Genomic DNA, 14,785 nt, shown 5'->3' with positions numbered 1-14,785 from the left:
ATGCCGCCTGATTCATCCGCTCAGACCCGCCTGCAGCTGTTTCCCGCCATCGAGCCCTATGCGGTCCACCGGCTGAAGGTGTCGGAGCTGCACGAGATCCATGTCGAGGAATGCGGCAATCCGCAGGGCAAGCCCGTGCTGATGGTGCATGGTGGGCCGGGCGCCGGATGCGGGCCCAACATGCGGCGCTATCACGACCCCGCCGCCTACCGGATCATCCTGTTCGACCAGCGCGGCTGCGGCCGCTCGACGCCGCATGCGGAACTGCGCGAGAACACGACCTGGGACCTGGTCGCCGACATGGAGCGGATCCGGACGCATCTTGGCATCGAGCGCTGGCAGCTATTGGGCGGCTCCTGGGGCTCCTGCCTGGCGCTCGCCTATGCCGAGACCCATCCCGAGCGGGTGAGCGAACTGGTGCTGCGCGGCATCTTCACCCTGCGCCAGCGCGAACTGCTCTGGTTCTACCAGGAAGGCGCGTCCTGGCTGCTGCCGGAAGCGTTCGAGATCTACCAGGCGCCGATCCCGGAAGACGAGCGGCACGACATGATCGGCGCCTATCACCGGCGCCTGACGACGGGCGACGAAGCCTCGCAGATCAAGGTGGCGCGCAACTGGGCGATGTGGGAGGGCAATGCGCTGTCCCTCCTGCCGGATCCGCTGCGCGTCTCGGCCTTCGGCTCGCCCTATTACGCGCTCGCCTTCGCGCGCATCGAGGCGCACTATTTCGTCAACAAGGGCTTCTTCGAGCGCGACGACTACCTGCTGGCGAATGCCGGGCGGATCGCCGACATTCCAGGCGTGATCGTGCACGGACGCTACGACCTCTGCACGCCGGCCGCGATCGCCTGGGATCTGGCGAAGGTCTGGCCGAAGGCGGATCTGCACATCGTGCCCGATGCCGGCCATGCGATGTCGGAGCCCGGCAACATTCACGAACTGGTCGCGGCGACCGAGCGCTTCAAGACAGGCTGATGCGACCGCGCGCGCGGCTCAGGACTTGCTATCGTCCGCCTCGCGCTTCATCTCGCGCACCATGCCGAAGAAGCGGCTCATCAGCTCCTCGCTGAAATTCAGCGCCTTGTCGAGTTCGGGATCCCCCGTGGGCGCGACGGCGCGCGTGCTGGCGCGTCCCTCGACATCCTCGAGACGGGCGCGCAGATCCGCGACCTCGCGCTCGAGTTCCGTGACCTTGGCACCGAGGGCGACGGCGGGATCGGGGCGGGACAGCACGTCCTCGGGAATGGCGGCGCAGGTCCAGACGGAACCGCTCGCGGCATCGCCACGCCGGCAATGCGAGACCGTGCCGGTTTCCGTGTCGAGACGAACGAAGCCGCCTTCGGCCGGCACCATGGTGTAGCGCCCGGGGCGGGCGGCATCGGCGGCAGCCGGTGGCGCCTGCGAGGCCGTCGGCGTCTCGGCAAGGGCCGAGCCCGATATCGGCATGACCGCGAGTGCGAACAGGAAAAGTCCGGCACGCCAGGCGGCAAACAGGTTCCGCATCGGCTTCCTCCCTCTTGAGCCCCACGCTACCCTAGCATGGGAAACCTCGGGAGCGAACCCGGCATGGCTCGTCGGAAGGCCAAGGCCGGTGCCCGCGGGAGGAGATTTCCGGGCACCGACCTCGGTGGCGCGCCGAAAGGCGGCGCGGCCAGCCAACTTCGTTCCGGCCGCTTACGCGGCGCCGGCTTCCTTCTGGCGCAGCAGACCGGCGACAACGTCGACGGTGCGGCGCAACTCGTCGAGCGCCTGCTCGATATCGACCTTCTGGCGTTCCAGAACGTCGATCTGCTCGTTGAACTTGCGCAGAGCCAAACGCATCTGCAGGACCTGACCGTCCTTCAGATCGTAGAGATCGAGCATCTCCTTGATCTCGGTCAGCGAGAAGCCGACCTTCTTGCCCATCAGCACCAGCTTCAGGCGCGAACGGTCGCGGCGCGAATAGATCCGGTTCAGGCCTTCCCGACGGGGGTTCAGGAGGGCCTTGTCCTCGTAGAAGCGCAGCGTGCGAAGTGTCACGTCGAATTCACGAGACAGATCACCAATGGTGAAGGTGGTCTGCTTGTTGCCATCAGAGGCACCGGCACCATCGATGTCGTCGCGGGAGATACCCGCAAGTTGTGCCATGCTCATCTTGTCATCCTTATTCTTGATCGTCGCGAAAAACGGCAGGCCAACGTCCGGCTCGCCGAAATGCGTTCTCCAGTCATGCAGGTGTCGCTGCGTCAGGTAAAGCGCTTTAGCGTCACCTAACGGAAATCTCGTTCCTGATAACTGTTAAGTGTGGCTTCAAAAGGAAATGTCGCGCGCGGCGAAAGCGCGCAATTCCGGGGAAAACCGTTAAGCCTCCTTACCGAAGCATTGCCAATGGCGCAGAGGGTTAACGCGTTGTTTACCATGATGCGGCGAAGCTCCGGCGACACGCGGGAGTGGGAATCACGCGTCGCTGCATCCGAACGCGACGGCACCAAGGGGCGGCGAGAGAGTGAAAACGGGGACGATGCCGCGGAAACGGGCATCCGGGGGTTGGACGTCATGAAGACTGGCAGCAGGTCGGGTTATGGGGCGAGCCGTTTGAGCCCGGACGCATCACCGCGTTCTGCGGCCGACCTCCCGCGACGCACCGAGCCCGATGGCGCCGAAAGGCTGGCGGCCCTTTCCGCCCTCGTCGACAGCCTGTCCCAGCAGATCGAGGTGATCGAGGGCGCCTCGTCGCGCCAGCCGATCCGCAACGCGCCCCAGCGGCCCGCCGCGCCCACACCGCCCCCCGCACCGGCCAAGGCCGTGGATCCCGATCCGCGCAGCGCGCTCGAAGGCCGCTTCGACGCCCTCGGCCGCCAGCTCGACGAACGCCAATCCGAACGGCTGAGCGGGATCGAGACACGGCTCGCCGGCATCGCATCCCAGCTTGCCGCGGCCAAGGCGGCCGCCGCTCCGGCGCAAAACCCCGCCTTCCGTGCGCTCCCGATCGAGGAGCCCGCCCGCCCGCGCGAAACGCTGACAAGCCTGCAGGCGGCGATCGCCGAGATCTCCAGCCGGCAGAAGGCGATCGATCACGAGATCAGCACGCCGGCCAATCATTTCGACGCCATCGCCATCGAGGACGCCATCGCGGCGCTGCGCGACGACATCGCGCTGCTCGGCCGGCGCGTCAGCGCCGAGTCGCGCCGCCATGACGAAGCCGCTCAGACGCTCAAGAACGAGCTGGCCGCCCGCATCGAGGCCCTGAGCGGCGCCCGGTCCGCGCCGGAAGCCGAGGCGGTTGCCCAGTTGCGCCAGGACCTCGCCGAGATCCGCCAGTCGCTGGACCTCGCGGCGCGCGAAACGACCCTCGCCAGCATCGAATCCGGCTATGGCCACATCATCGAGCGGCTGGACGACATCGTGCGCCGCGAGCCCGAGACCGAACGCTTCGACCGGCTGGCGCGCGAGATCGCGCAGCTCGCCAACTCGATCGAGGCGGTCGCACCGTCGCGCGAGGTAGAGACCGAGCTCGAAGACATCCGCAATGCGGTCGCCTCGCTGTCGATCTCCCGTTCCGACGCGGTCAGCGCCGCCGTGGAGCGACAGATCTCCGGCCTGCATGCCGCGATCGACACGCTCGCCGCCCGGCCTGCACCGCCGGTCGACCTTTCCGGCATCGAGCGCGAGATCGATGCGCTGCGCCGCGACATGGACGGCTTTTCACGCGGTGCCGACCCCCTGGCGCTGATCCGGCTCGAGAAGCAGATCGCCGGCATCCGCACGACGATCGACGAGATCGACCCGCGTCCGGTCGGCCTCGATTCCACCGCGCTGTCGCGGCTGGAAGACCGGATCGACGCGCTGGCCGGCCGTTTCGACGCGCTGGCAGAACTGCCGACCCTGCGGGCCCCCGATGCGCTGGACGGGCTGCGCTCGGAGATCACGCAACTGCGCGAGGATATTGCCCACCCCGCCCGCTTCGACGCCATCGAAGAGCAGATGCAGGCCCTGGTTCGCCGGCTTGATGCAACCACCCGCCAGGATGACAACCAGCAGCTGGCGCAGCTCGAAGCGCAGGTCGGCGCCCTGGCCGAGCAGTTTTCCTCCGTTCCCGGCGTGCATGCGCTGGCCCGCGTCGAGGAGAACCTCGACCGGCTGCAGGACCTGCTCGGCAATACGCGGCAGGACACGATCGAAGCCGCCCGCGACGCCGCGCGCACGACCTTCCGCGAATTCGCCAGCACCCTTCCCGCCCGCACCGACGATGCGCTGATCCAGGCGCTGCGCGAGGACATGCGCCAGCTCCAGCAGGCGGCGGAGCGTTCCGACCGGCAGACGCATGACACGCTCGAAGCCGTGCACAACACGCTGGCCAAGGTCGTCAGCCGCATCGCGCAGCTGGAAATCGAGGAGGGCACGGCATCCGGCGCCTCGGCCGCGACACGCGCCCCGGCGCCGCGCGAAACCGCTTCATCGCTCGCCGCCGGCCTGCCGGAGGAGGACCGCCCTCTGGCTCCGGGTTCCGGCCGCCCCATCCTGCCGCCGCTCGTCGAGCCCGAGGCGAGCCTTGCCCGCACCCAGACGGGCGCCGCGCCGCAGCCGCCCCGTCCCGGCGACCGCAAGGCCGACTTCATCGCCGCCGCGCGCCGCGCCGCGCATGCGGCGCAGACCGCGTCCGCGGAAGCGATGACCGAAGACCATGAAGCCCGGCCGAGCACGCTGGCGCGGATCGGCGATGCCCTGCGCTCGCGCCGTCGCCCGATCGTGCTGGCAATCGCCGCCATCGTTCTGGCGATCGGCGCGATGCAGCTGACCCCGCCGCTTTCGCGCCAGGCGCAGAAGCCCGCCACCGACCCCGTCGCGACCGGCTCGATCCCGGCCGCGCCGATGCGCGACGTCACACCGCCGCCGGCCACCGCCGCGCAGCCCCACGCCATGGTCGCGCCATCGACGGACGGCACCAGCGCGCTGGCCTTCACGCCGCCCGACGCCGCGGACAGCGAGATCGCGGCCCTGGCAACCGACCCGCCGCCGGCCACCAGCTTCAGCGCCATTCCCGACCTTGCCGAGGATGGCTCGGCCCTGCAGACCGCCGCCGCGAAGGGCGATCCGATCGCCGCCTTCGAGGTCGCGCGCCGTCTCGCCGAGGGCAGCAACGGCACGCCGCAGGACGCGCGCCTCGCGGCCGACTGGTACGAACGCTCCGCCAAGGCCGGTTTCGCCATGGCCCAATACCGTATCGGCAGCCTGTACGAACGCGGCGAAGGCGTGCCGCGCGACCTGTCGGCCGCCCAGTCCTGGTATGCCAAGGCGAGCGAGAAGGGCAATGCGCGGGCGACGCACAACCTGGCCGTCCTGCTCAGCGAGGGCGCCACGGCCGAGCCCGACTATGTCAGAGCCGCGCAGTATTTCACCCAGGCCGCCAACCTGAACGTCGCCGACAGCCAGTATAATCTGGGCGTGCTCTATGCCCGCGGCCTCGGCGTCGGCGTCGACCTGGTGCAATCCTACAAGTGGTTCGCTCTGGCGGCCCAGCAGGGCGACCGCGATGCCGGCAAGCGCCGCGACGAGGTCGCCAAGGCGATGAAGCCCGACGCGCTGGCCGCCGCCCGCGCCGCTGTGCAGACCTTCAAGCCGAAGCCGCTCGACACCACCGCCAATTCGGAACCCGCGATCAAGCCGGAGTGGAAACAGACCAGCGCGCGGACGACGATGCGAGACAGCCAGGCCCGCGTTCCGGCGCGCGGCTAGCGGAACCCACGGACGGCGCGTTCGCCGCTGCCGCCGGAACAGGCGTTGACAGGGCAGGCCCAAGCGGCTTTATCGGCCCGGTCGGCGGTCGCCTGTCATCATTTTGTCAGCGACGCCGCATACGGCCTTGCCGGATCGGTGCCCGACAGGGCTTCTCGTCAGCTTCGGCCTTTCGGCCCTTGCCTCCACGCCACCCTTCGTCAGCGGTTCTGTCGTCGTGCAGATCTACCTCCCCATAGCCGAGATGCCGGTGAACATGTTCATCATCTTCGGCATGGGCGGAGCCGTGGGGTTTCTCTCCGGTCTGTTCGGGGTGGGCGGCGGCTTCCTGCTGACGCCGCTCCTGATCTTCTCCGGCATCTCGCCGGCCGTGGCGGTCGCCAGCACGACGGCCCAGGTCGTTGCCTCGTCCTCCTCGGCCGCCATCACCTATTATCGCCGCCGCATGATCGACATGAAGCTCGCCGGCGTGCTGGTCGCCTCCGGTGTCGTCGGCTCGTCGATCGGCGTCGGGATCTTCAGCCTGCTGCGCCGCTGGGGCCAGCTCGATCTCGTCATCGCGCTTTGCTACGTCACCTTCCTCGGCCTGGTCGGCGGCCTGATGCTGACGGAATCGATCCGCGCCATGATCAATGCGCGCAAGGGCCGCCCGGCCCCGCTGCGCCGTCCCGGCCAGCACAACTGGGCGCACGGCCTGCCGTTCAAGATGCGCTTCAAGCGCTCCAAGCTCTATGTCAGCGTCATCCCGATCATCGCCATCGGCGTCGGCATCGGCATTCTGGGCTCGCTGCTCGGCATTGGCGGCGGCTTCATCCTCGTACCGGCGCTGATCTACCTGCTGCGCGTGCCGACCAATATCGTCATCGGCACCTCGCTGATCCAGATGACGGGCACCATGGCGGTGGCTACCGTGCTGCAATCGACCAGCAACTACACGGTCGATGGCGTGCTGGCGCTGATCCTGATGGTGGGCGGCGTCATCGGCGCCCAGTTTGGCGCGCGGGTCGGCGCGCATGTGCGCGGCGACCAGTTGCGCGCCATGCTGGCGCTGCTGGTGCTGGGCGTCGGCATCCGCTTCTTCGTCGATCTCGTGCAAACGCCGGCGGACCTGTTTTCGCTGGCGACGCTGGCGGGCGACACGCGGTGACGAGGTTCGCAGCCTGGTTCACCCTCTGCGCCCTGGCGCTGGCGGCGACGCAGGCGCGCGCCGAACAGCTGATCGTCGCGCTTTCGGCCGAGGAAGTCCGGATCACATCGAACTTCACCGGGACCAGCATCACCGTCTTCGGCGCGATCGAGCGCGACGCCGCCACGGTCTCCCGGGCTGAGTTCTACGACGTGGTGGTTTCCATCAAGGGACCGCCCGAGACCGTCGTCACCCGCCGCAAGGACCGTCTGGTCGGCATCTGGCTCAACAGCGAGTCCCGCACCTTCGTCAACATTCCCTCCTTCTATGCGGTGAACTCGTCGCGGCCGCTCTCCGAGGTCACTACGCCGCAGATCCTGAAGCGCTTCCAGATCGGCGCCGACGATCTCGTCTTCCCCGTCTCGGCCGGCGATGGAGCGCAGAGCGCGGGACAGGACGACGCGTTTCGCCAGGCTTTCGTTCGCCTGAAGCAGCAGGACGGGCTCTATCGCACCGAAGCCTATGGCGTGAAATTCCCCGGCACGGAGATCTTCCAGACCGCCGTGCAGATCCCGGCCAACGTGCCGGTCGGGCGCTATGTCGTGACGGTCTATCTGTTCCGCGACGGCGCGATGCTCGCCTCGGACCAGTCGGAGATCCGCATCTCCAAGATGGGCTTCGAGCAGTTCACCTTCGATCTCGCCCACAATCAGGGCCTGATCTACGGCCTGATCTGCGTCATCCTCGCCGTCTTCACCGGCTGGCTGGCCGGCCTCATCTTCCGCAGGGACTGAGCGGTTCGAGAGGCGAAACTCAGCCGCCCTTGCCAAGATTGAGCAGGCGGATGACGATCCAGACGGGGATGACGATCACGGCGCCGAGAAGGAAATACTGCCAGATCCATTCGATCGCGCCGAAGCCCATGTTCCAGACGCGCCGGACCATCTGCTGGGCGTTGTGGACGATATCGTAGGGCGAGATGCCGAGCGCCGACAGCACGATGCCGACGATCAGGGAAATGACGATCAGCCGAAGCAGAACCTGGGCGGGCGAGCCGCCCATGAAGCGTTGAAGGCCGTTCATCGTCATCTCCTGTGACGCCGCCCCGACGCGGGGCCGGCGTTCGATTCGGGCGGATGATAGCGGATCCCTGCGGCGGGAAAACGGGCTAAAATCGCGGTCCGCGTTTCACCCCGCCTCGGGCTCGAGCAACGCTTCCAGCGTCTCGATCCGATCGGCCTCGCGCGGCGGCTTATCCCAGCGCAGCCGGCTGACCCGGGGAAAACGCATCGCGACGCCGGACTTGTGCCGGGCCGAGCGGTTCAGCCCCTCGAACGCCACCTCCAGCACCAGCCCGACATCGGCGTTGTGCGTTACCTCGCGCACCGGCCCGAAGCGGTTCAGCGTGTTGCGGCGGACGAAGCGGTCGATCTCGACCAGCTCCTCGTCGGTGAAGCCGAAATAGGCCTTTCCCACCGGCACCAGCTCGTCGCCGCCCTCGCCGGCCTTCCAGACGCCGAAGGTGTAATCCGAATAGAAGGACGAGCGCTTGCCATGGCCGCGCTGCGCATACATCAGCACGGCATCGACGGTGTAGGGATCGCGCTTCCACTTGAACCACGGGCCCTTCGGCCGGCCCGGCTCATAGACCGAGTCCCAGCGCTTCAGCATCAGCCCTTCGATGATCGGCACCGGCGGCAGGCTGCGCTTCGCCATCAGGTCGTCGGCCGTGTCGAAGGCAACCAGCGGCGACAGGTCGATGCGGCCGGCGAGCGAGCCGGCGACCAGGTTTTCGAGCCGCGTCCGCCGCTCGCGAAACGGCAGCGTTCGAACATCCTCCGTGCCGTCGACAAGGCAATCATAGGCGCGGATGAAGGCGGGATGGCTGGCGATCAGCTTGCCGGAGACGGTCTTGCGGTTGAGGCGTTGCTGCAATTCGGAGAACGAGCCCGGCTCGATCGCCTCGCCCGCGCGCCGGCCGACCAGCAACTCACCATCGATGGCGCCATCGAAATCGAGCGCATCGAGCATGTCGGGGAAGGTATCGCCGATATCCTCGCCGGTGCGGGTGTAAAGCCGCCGGACGCCGGCATCCGACACGGCCTGCACGCGGATGCCGTCCCATTTCCACTCGGCCGCATAGACCTCCGGCACGATGCGCGGCAGGTCGTTTTCCTCCAGCGGCTGCGCCAGCATGACCGGCCGGAACGGCCCCCGCGCCGACGAAACCGGCTTTTCCTCCCGCCCTTCCAGCCAGGCGAACAGCGCCAGATAGGGCGGCTTCAGCCCGTGCCAGAGCTCCTCGATCTCGTTGACCTGCAAGCCCTCGACCTTTTCGGCGCCGAAATCGGCCAGCGCCTGCTTGGCGAGGCGAGCCGAGACGCCGATGCGCAGCCCGCCGGTGACGAGCTTCAGCAGCGCCCAGCGGCCGTCGGAATCGAGCGCGTCGAGAAACGCCGCCACCCGCTTCGGCCCATCGGCCCGCGACGAGGCGAGCAGCGTCTCGACGATCGCCGACAGCGACGGGATGTTGCTGCCGGTTTGCGCGGCGGGGCTGGAGGACATGGTCGGGCCGCTGCGCTCGTCCCAGACCAGCGCGATCGTCTCGGCGAGATCGCCGACATAGTCATAGGAATAGGCGAACAGCACCTCGTCGATGCGCTCGGCCACCAGCGCGCGCAGCATGGCCGGCTTCACCGACGGCACGTCGAGCCCGCCGGTCAGCGCCGCCAGCGCCCAGCCGCGATCGGGATCGGGAGTAACCCGGAAATACTCCGCCATCAGCCGCAGCTTGGCATTGCGCGAGGGCGTCAGGATCAGGCGATCGAGGAGGGCGGCGAAATCCTGCATGGCGCCAATCTAGGTTCTGCAACCGGCTGCGAAAAGCCCCAGCCCGGGCACGGGTTGCGGTGATGCGGCCGAGCGCCTAAGTATCGGCGGCTCGGCCTCGCGGCCGGGACTCGTTCTCAGGGCGGGGTGCAACTCCCCACCGGCGGTAAGAAGGTTTTCCTTCAAGCCCGCGAGCGCCTTTCCGTTCCAACGGGAAGGGTCAGCAGATTCGGTTGAATTCCGAAGCCGACGGTCATAGTCCGGATGGAAGAGAACGGCGAAGACGATGCGAACCGGCCGCCTGCGGCCGGTGCATGCGTATTTGCTATGCCCTGATTTCGTGTTGTCGAACCCGATGGGAACCAACATGAGTCAGACGACCCTCACCAAGCCTTCCGCTCTCGGAGCGCCCGTCGCGGGCGCCTTCTGGATGATCCTTGCCGGCGTCGCCTTTGCCGGCGTCAACACGCTCGAACAGATCGCCACCGTCAATCTGCACCTGCCGGCGCCGACGGCGGCCTTCCTGCAGTATGCCGTCGCCCTTGTCGTCATCCTGCCTTGGGCGGCGAGACGCGGCCTTCCATCGCTGAAATCGCGCCGTCCCGGTTTGCAGGCGCTGCGCGTGCTGTTCGCCGCCGTCGGCGTGCAGTTCTGGGTGCTCGGCCTGTCGCATGCCGTGCCGATCGGCCAGGCGATCGCGCTGGTCATGACCTCGCCCTTCATCGTCACGCTCGGCGCCGGGCTGTTCCTCCGCGAAAAGGTCTCGCTCGAGCGCTGGCTCGCCGTGCTCGTCGGCTTTGCCGGCGGGCTGATCATCCTCGACCCGTTCTCCGAAAGCTTCACCACCGCCAGCCTCTATCCGCTGGTGGCGTCGGTGCTGTGGGCCGGCGTCTCGCTGATCCAGAAGAAGCTGCTCGCCGAGGATAGCCCCGAGACCGTGACGGCCTGGCTTCTGCTGCTGCTCGCACCGGTCAATCTGGTGCTGGCGCTGCCTTCCGGCATCGCCATTCCCTCCGGCGATGCCTGGATCGCGATCGTAGCGGTCGGCGTTTTGACCGCCGCCGCACAGGGCTTTCTGGCGCTCGCCTATGCCAGGGCGGACGCCGCCTATGTGCAGCCCTTCGACCATGTGAAGCTGCCGCTCAACGTGCTCGCCGGCTGGCTCGTCTTCGGCTGGGTGCCGTCAAGCCAGCTCTGGCTCGGCGCGGCTCTGATCGTCGGCGCGTCGATGTTCCTGCTCTGGCGGGAAACGCGGCATCCGAACGGCCAGGAGCCCTACTCCGCCTCGTCCTCGTAGCCGACCATGTGCAGGGGACGGGCGCGGATGCCGGCCAGTTCGCACCAGCGCACCAGCGCTTCCTCGCGGCCATGCGTGACCCAAACCTCGGCGGGAGCAATCTCGGCGATGGTCTCGGTCAGTTCGCCCCAGTCGCAGTGATCCGAGATGATCAGCGGCAGCTCGACGCCGCGCTGTTTGGCGCGCTGGCGGATCGACATCCACCCCGAGGCAAAGCACGAGACCGGATCGGGAAAGCGCCGCGCCCAGCGATCGGCAAAGGCCGAAGGCGGCCCCACCACCACCGCGCCGGCAAAATCGACCGAGTCCTTGGACTTGCGCCCGGTCTCAACGGTTGCCTGCTCCAGCGGGCCCAGGTCGATACCCTCTTCCTCATAGAGCCGGCAGAGTTTTTCCAGCGCGCCGTGGATGTAGATCGTCCGGTCGTAGCCTTCCTCGCGCAGCCGCTTGATCACCCGCTGCGCCTTGCCCAGCGCATAGGCGCCGACCAGATGCGCCCGCTCCGGGAAGGCCGCGAGCGAGGCCAGCAGCTTGTGGATCTCGTTGACATCATCGGGATGGCGGAATACCGGCAGGCCGAAGGTCGCCTCGGTGATGAAGACGTCGCATTGCACCGGCTCGAACGGCGCGCAGGTCGGGTCGCGCCGGCGCTTATAGTCGCCGGACGCGACAATCCGCAGGCCCTTCGCCTCGACAGCGATCTGCGCCGAGCCCAGCACATGGCCGGCGGGGTGGAACTGCACGGTGACGTCGCCGATGCGCGTGACCTCGCCGAAATGCGCCACCGTCTGGCTGGTGGCGAAGCCCTCGCCATAGCGCGCCGCCATGATCTTCAGTGTCTCGCGCGTCGCCATCACGGCCTGATGGCCCGGTCGGGCGTGGTCGGCATGGCCATGCGTGATCAGGGCGCGCGCGACCGGGCGCACGGGATCGATGTGGAACCCGCCGAGCGGGCACCAGAGACCATCGGGCGTCGGGCAGAGGAGTTCTTCGGGACGGATCATGCTGGCCTGATAGTGGGGAAGGACGTGCCCGAAAGAAAGGGCTCCCGTGTGATGGCCTCATCCCTCGACTTCCGCCCTCCCCGCTCCTACCTCTAGATCGTGACCGAAAGCCTCGACGCCGGAACCTCCCCCGATCTTTTGCCCGCTCCCTTTCTCGACTGGTTCGCCCGTCGCGGCTGGGCGCCGCGGCCGCATCAGCTCGCGCTTCTCGAAAAGGCGCGCGAGGGGCATTCGGCGCTGCTGATCGCGCCGACCGGCGCCGGCAAGACGCTCGCCGGCTTCCTGCCCAGCCTCGTCGACCTGGCGACCCGACCGCCGGCGGGCAAAGGCGGGCGCGGGCCGCACACGCTGTACATCTCGCCGCTGAAGGCGCTCGCCGTCGACATTGCGCGCAATCTGGAAGCGCCGGTCGCCGAGATCGGCCTCAGGATCGCGATCGAGACCCGAACGGGCGATACGCCGGCGCACAAGCGCCAGCGCCAGAAACTGAAGCCGCCGGAAATCCTGCTGACGACACCGGAGCAACTGGCGCTGCTGATCTCCAATCCCGATGCCGGCCGCTTTTTCGGCGATCTCGAGACCGTCATCTTCGACGAATTGCACGCACTGGTGACGGCCAAGCGCGGCGACCTGCTCTCGCTCGGCCTGGCCCGCCTGCGCAAGCTGGCGCCCGGCTTGCGTGCCGTCGGCCTTTCGGCGACCGTCTCGGAGCCCGACGATCTGCGCGCCTGGCTGATGCCGCAGGCGCCCGAAACGGGACGGGTGCTGGCGGATCTCGTCACCGTATCCGGCGGCGCCAAGCCGGAGATCACCATCCTCGACACCGAAGAGCGGCTGCCCTGGGCTGGCCACTCGGCCGTGCATGCGATCGGCGAGATCTACGAGGCCGTCCGCGCCAACAGCATGGTGCTGGTCTTCGTCAATACCCGCAGCCAGGCCGAACGGGTCTTCCAGGAACTCTGGCAGGTCAATGAGGACGCGCTGCCGATCGCGCTGCATCACGGCTCGCTCGAAGTCGGCCAGCGCCGCAAGGTCGAGACGGCGATGGCGGCCGGCAGCCTGCGCTGCGTCGTCTGCACCTCGACGCTGGATCTCGGCATCGACTGGGGCGATGTCGACCTCGTCATCAATATCGGCGCGCCGAAGGGCGCCAGCCGCCTGGCGCAGCGCATCGGCCGCGCCAACCACCGCATGGACGAGCCGTCGCGCGCCCTGCTGGTGCCGGCCAACCGCTTCGAGGTGATGGAATGCACCGTGGCGCTGGAGGCGAGCACGTCCGGGGCGCAGGATACGCCCCGACTGAAGGCGGGTTCGCTGGACGTACTGGCGCAGCATGTGTTGGGCATGGCCTGCGCGGCGCCGTTTTCGGTCGAGGCGCTGCATGACGAGGTCACCTCGGCTGCGCCTTATACCGAACTGCCGCGCGAGATCTTCGAGCAGGTGATCGATTTCGTCGCCACGGGCGGCTATGCGCTGCGCAATTATGAGCGCTTCGCCAAGATCCGGCGCGGTCCGGACGACCTCTGGCGGATTTCAAACCCCGCGGTCGCCCAGCAATACCGGCTGAATGTCGGCACCATCGTTGAATCCCCCATGCTGAAGGTTCGCCTGGCCTCGCGCCGGCGGGGCGGCCCGCTCGGCATGGGCGGCCGGGTGCTCGGAGAGGTCGAGGAGTATTTCGCCGAGGCCCTTTCGCCGGGCGATACCTTCCTGTTCTCCGGCCTGGTGCTGCGCCTGGAAGGCATCCGCGACAATGAGGCGATCGTCAGCCGCACGGTGAACGAGGCGCCCAAGGTGCCATCCTACCAGGGCGGCAAATTTCCGCTCTCCACCTATCTCGCCGATGGCGTGCGCGGCCTGCTCGCCGACGAATCCGCCTGGGGCCGGCTGCCGCACCAGGTTTCGGACTGGCTCGCTTTGCAGCAATGGGCGTCGGTCCTGCCGAAACGGGACGAGCTGCTGGTCGAGACGTTTCCTCGCGGAAATCGCTTCTACATGGTCGCCTATCCGTTCGAGGGGCGGCTGGCGCACCAGACGCTCGGCATGCTGCTGACGCGACGGCTGGAGCGGGCGAAGCTGAAGCCCATGGGCTTCGTCGCCTCGGATTACGCGCTCGCGGTCTGGGGGCTCGGCGACATGGGCGCGGCCTTCGCCAGGCAGAAGCCTTCGGTCGGCGACCTGTTCGACCAGGACATGCTGGGCGACGATCTCGACGCCTGGCTGGCGGAAAGCCATCTGCTCAAGCGCACCTTTCGCAACTGCGCGCTGATCTCCGGGCTGATCGAGCGCCGCCACCCCGGCAAGGAGAAGTCCGGCCGCCAGGTGACGATCTCGACCGACCTGATCTACGACGTGCTGCGCTCGCACGAGCCCGACCACATCCTGCTGCAGGCGACCTGGGCCGATGCCGCCACCGGCCTGCTCGACGTGCGCCGCCTTTCCGACATGCTGGCGCGGGTGAAGGACCATATCCGCCACCAGCCGCTCGACCGCGTCTCGCCGCTCGCGGTGCCGGTCATGCTGGACATCGGCCGGGAGCCCGTCGCCGGCCAGGCCAATGAGGAGATCCTGCGCGAGAATGCGGACGATCTGGTGCGCGAGGCTATGGGCGAGATGACCGAGGCGCCGGCCGAAGTGGAGTGAGGTCTTCGCCTGCCCCTGCCGACAGCGCGCTCGGCGTCATCCCGTGCCTTTGCCATCTCGATCCGCTGCGGCGATCGGAATCAGGGCTTCAGGGTGTTCCCCGCGTGTTCGAATGATAAACTCGACGTTGAATCGGATGCGTCGGGCGAGATTCCCCGGAGGCGAAGGCTG

11 protein-coding genes and 1 riboswitch are annotated in these 14,785 nt (G+C 67.9%); of the genes, 6 read left to right on the top strand and 5 right to left on the bottom strand.

The features are described 5' to 3' along the window. On the top strand, positions 1–975 hold the full coding sequence (pip, locus tag OSH10_RS06325; protein ID WP_266330783.1) for a prolyl aminopeptidase: 975 nt from the start codon (positions 1–3) through the stop codon (positions 973–975). An 18-nt stretch (positions 976–993) separates the two neighbouring features. Here the strand turns inward: pip and OSH10_RS06320 are convergent, their stop codons facing one another. Together OSH10_RS06320 and OSH10_RS06315 are read right to left on the bottom strand one after the other, a co-directional pair. Further along, complete coding sequence (locus OSH10_RS06320) at positions 994–1,503, bottom strand: hypothetical protein (protein ID WP_266330782.1); 510 nt, start codon at positions 1,501–1,503, stop codon at positions 994–996. 171 nt (positions 1,504–1,674) lie between these two features. Beyond that, positions 1,675–2,133, bottom strand: a complete 459-nt coding sequence (locus tag OSH10_RS06315) for a MerR family transcriptional regulator (RefSeq protein ID WP_266330781.1) — start codon at positions 2,131–2,133, stop codon at positions 1,675–1,677. Positions 2,134–2,574: 441 nt separating this feature from the next. Here OSH10_RS06315 and OSH10_RS06310 point away from each other — a divergent pair, with 441 nt between their 5' ends. The 3 genes from OSH10_RS06310 to OSH10_RS06300 all read left to right on the top strand — a co-directional run bounded on the left by OSH10_RS06310 (position 2,575) and on the right by OSH10_RS06300 (position 7,635). Then, on the top strand, positions 2,575–5,715 hold the full coding sequence (locus OSH10_RS06310) for a hypothetical protein (protein WP_266330780.1): 3,141 nt from the start codon (positions 2,575–2,577) through the stop codon (positions 5,713–5,715). 217 nt (positions 5,716–5,932) lie between these two features. Beyond that, positions 5,933–6,862 (top strand): sulfite exporter TauE/SafE family protein, encoded by a 930-nt coding sequence (locus OSH10_RS06305; RefSeq protein ID WP_266331134.1) that lies wholly within the window; start codon positions 5,933–5,935, stop codon positions 6,860–6,862. Then, positions 6,859–7,635 carry a TIGR02186 family protein gene (locus OSH10_RS06300; protein WP_266330779.1) on the top strand — a complete coding sequence of 259 codons (777 nt, stop codon included), beginning with the start codon at positions 6,859–6,861 and terminating at the stop codon, positions 7,633–7,635. The genes OSH10_RS06305 and OSH10_RS06300 overlap by 4 nt, the downstream gene beginning before the upstream one ends. Positions 7,636–7,654: 19 nt before the next feature. On the opposite strand, the gene OSH10_RS06295 is transcribed toward OSH10_RS06300, so the two are convergent. Further along, on the bottom strand, positions 7,655–7,924 hold the full coding sequence (locus OSH10_RS06295) for a DUF6460 domain-containing protein (RefSeq protein ID WP_323181558.1): 270 nt from the start codon (positions 7,922–7,924) through the stop codon (positions 7,655–7,657). A 105-nt stretch (positions 7,925–8,029) separates the two neighbouring features. Further along, positions 8,030–9,691 carry a cisplatin damage response ATP-dependent DNA ligase gene (locus OSH10_RS06290; RefSeq protein ID WP_266330777.1) on the bottom strand — a complete coding sequence of 554 codons (1,662 nt, stop codon included), beginning with the start codon at positions 9,689–9,691 and terminating at the stop codon, positions 8,030–8,032. 108 nt (positions 9,692–9,799) lie between these two features. Next, positions 9,800–9,950, top strand: a riboswitch (FMN riboswitch). 87 nt (positions 9,951–10,037) lie between these two features. Between OSH10_RS06290 and OSH10_RS06285 the strand changes: the two genes are divergently transcribed. Continuing rightward, positions 10,038–10,967, top strand: a complete 930-nt coding sequence (locus OSH10_RS06285) for a DMT family transporter (protein ID WP_266330776.1) — start codon at positions 10,038–10,040, stop codon at positions 10,965–10,967. On the opposite strand, the gene OSH10_RS06280 is transcribed toward OSH10_RS06285, so the two are convergent. Continuing rightward, positions 10,946–11,968 (bottom strand): ligase-associated DNA damage response exonuclease, encoded by a 1,023-nt coding sequence (locus OSH10_RS06280; RefSeq protein ID WP_266331133.1) that lies wholly within the window; start codon positions 11,966–11,968, stop codon positions 10,946–10,948. The genes OSH10_RS06285 and OSH10_RS06280 overlap by 22 nt on opposite strands. A gap of 102 nt (positions 11,969–12,070) precedes the next feature. Between OSH10_RS06280 and OSH10_RS06275 the strand changes: the two genes are divergently transcribed. Next, the gene (locus OSH10_RS06275; RefSeq protein ID WP_407660680.1) at positions 12,071–14,614 is read left to right on the top strand and encodes a ligase-associated DNA damage response DEXH box helicase; all 2,544 of its coding nucleotides are present in this window, start codon (positions 12,071–12,073) and stop codon (positions 14,612–14,614) included. The last annotated feature ends 171 nt before the right edge of the window (positions 14,615–14,785 follow it).

It is taken from the genome of Kaistia defluvii (genome assembly GCF_026343955.1).
Taxonomy (GTDB): Bacteria; Pseudomonadota; Alphaproteobacteria; order Rhizobiales; family Kaistiaceae; genus Kaistia; species Kaistia defluvii.
Note: the sequence above shows the minus strand (reverse complement) of the source record. Positions and strands in the feature narration are given on the sequence as shown.